This is a genomic window from Mesobacillus selenatarsenatis SF-1 (genome assembly GCF_000813125.1).
Classification (GTDB): domain Bacteria; phylum Bacillota; class Bacilli; order Bacillales; family Cytobacillaceae; genus Mesobacillus; species Mesobacillus selenatarsenatis.
Genome location: NZ_BASE01000006.1, coordinates 1 through 1,139, shown reverse-complemented (window position 1 = coordinate 1,139; position 1,139 = coordinate 1). Strand labels below are relative to the sequence as shown.

Sequence of the window (1,139 nt, the reverse complement as noted above, 5' to 3'; positions counted from 1 at the left end):
TTCACCGACCAACTCATCACGTCAGCTTTATTATACTAACATATATGATTAATATGGTCAAATGGTTTTTATGGTGGAGCCTAGCGGGATCGAACCGCTGACCTCCTGCGTGCAAGGCAGGCGCTCTCCCAGCTGAGCTAAGGCCCCAGATTAAATTAAGATGGTCGGGAAGACAGGATTCGAACCTGCGACCCCTTGGTCCCAAACCAAGTGCTCTACCAAGCTGAGCTACTCCCCGTTATATGAGTAAGAATAATGGCGCGCCCGAAAGGAGTCGAACCCATAACCTTCTGATCCGTAGTCAGACGCTCTATCCAATTGAGCTACGGGCGCATATTTAATAGTTTTAGCTAACTTGGTGCCGAGGACCGGAATCGAACCGGTACGGTAGTCACCTACCGCAGGATTTTAAGTCCTGTGCGTCTGCCAGTTCCGCCACCCCGGCTAAGAAATGGAGCGGAAGACGGGATTCGAACCCGCGACCCCAACCTTGGCAAGGTTGTATTCTACCACTGAACTACTTCCGCATTTATGGAAAGTTAGTTTGCTAGCGCAAAAAAACTTGGTGCGGGTGAAGGGAGTCGAACCCCCACGCCTTGCGGCGCCAGATCCTAAGTCTGGTGCGTCTGCCAATTCCGCCACACCCGCATATAAGAATGATAAATTTTCGCTGGCACGAAAATTAAGGATGTTTTTTTCATTGTCGTGAAAAAAACTTGGTGAGCCATGAAGGACTCGAACCTTCGACCCTCTGATTAAAAGTCAGATGCTCTACCGACTGAGCTAATGGCTCGTACAAAAGGTGCCGGCAAGAGGACTTGAACCCCCAACCTACTGATTACAAGTCAGTTGCTCTACCAATTGAGCTACACCGGCATAGTGTGTAAAAGTTATTAATATTGAACCCTGGACAAGTATTCGTCGTCCTGATCTCAGGAAGCTGAATCAAGCAGCAGCTCGATCAGTACGCTGATGTTTCTCAAAGGAGCATATTCGTTCGTGCTCTACCAATAGAGCTACACCGGCATTTGTGATTTTCTTCATAGAGAATATATGGTGGAGGATGACGGGATCGAACCGCCGACCCTCTGCTTGTAAGGCAGATGCTCTCCCAGCTGAGCTAATCCTCCATATATATG

9 tRNA genes are annotated in these 1,139 nt (G+C 48.6%); all 9 read right to left on the bottom strand.

Annotation, left to right across the window (positions count from 1 at the left end):
- Positions 1-71: 71 nt before the first annotated feature.
- Positions 72-147, bottom strand: a tRNA-Ala gene (locus tag TY49_RS01305).
- 14 nt (positions 148-161) lie between these two features.
- Positions 162-238: transfer RNA gene (locus tag TY49_RS01300), tRNA-Pro, on the bottom strand.
- Between the two features lie 18 nt (positions 239-256).
- Positions 257-333 (bottom strand) — tRNA-Arg (locus TY49_RS01295).
- 23 nt (positions 334-356) lie between these two features.
- A tRNA-Leu gene (locus TY49_RS01290) sits at positions 357-445 on the bottom strand.
- A gap of 7 nt (positions 446-452) precedes the next feature.
- Positions 453-527 (bottom strand) — tRNA-Gly (locus TY49_RS01285).
- 36 nt (positions 528-563) lie between these two features.
- Positions 564-648, bottom strand: a tRNA-Leu gene (locus TY49_RS01280).
- 69 nt (positions 649-717) lie between these two features.
- Positions 718-793: transfer RNA gene (locus tag TY49_RS01275), tRNA-Lys, on the bottom strand.
- 10 nt (positions 794-803) lie between these two features.
- Positions 804-876: transfer RNA gene (locus TY49_RS01270), tRNA-Thr, on the bottom strand.
- A gap of 178 nt (positions 877-1,054) precedes the next feature.
- Positions 1,055-1,130, bottom strand: a tRNA-Val gene (locus tag TY49_RS01265).
- Positions 1,131-1,139 lie beyond the last annotated feature (9 nt).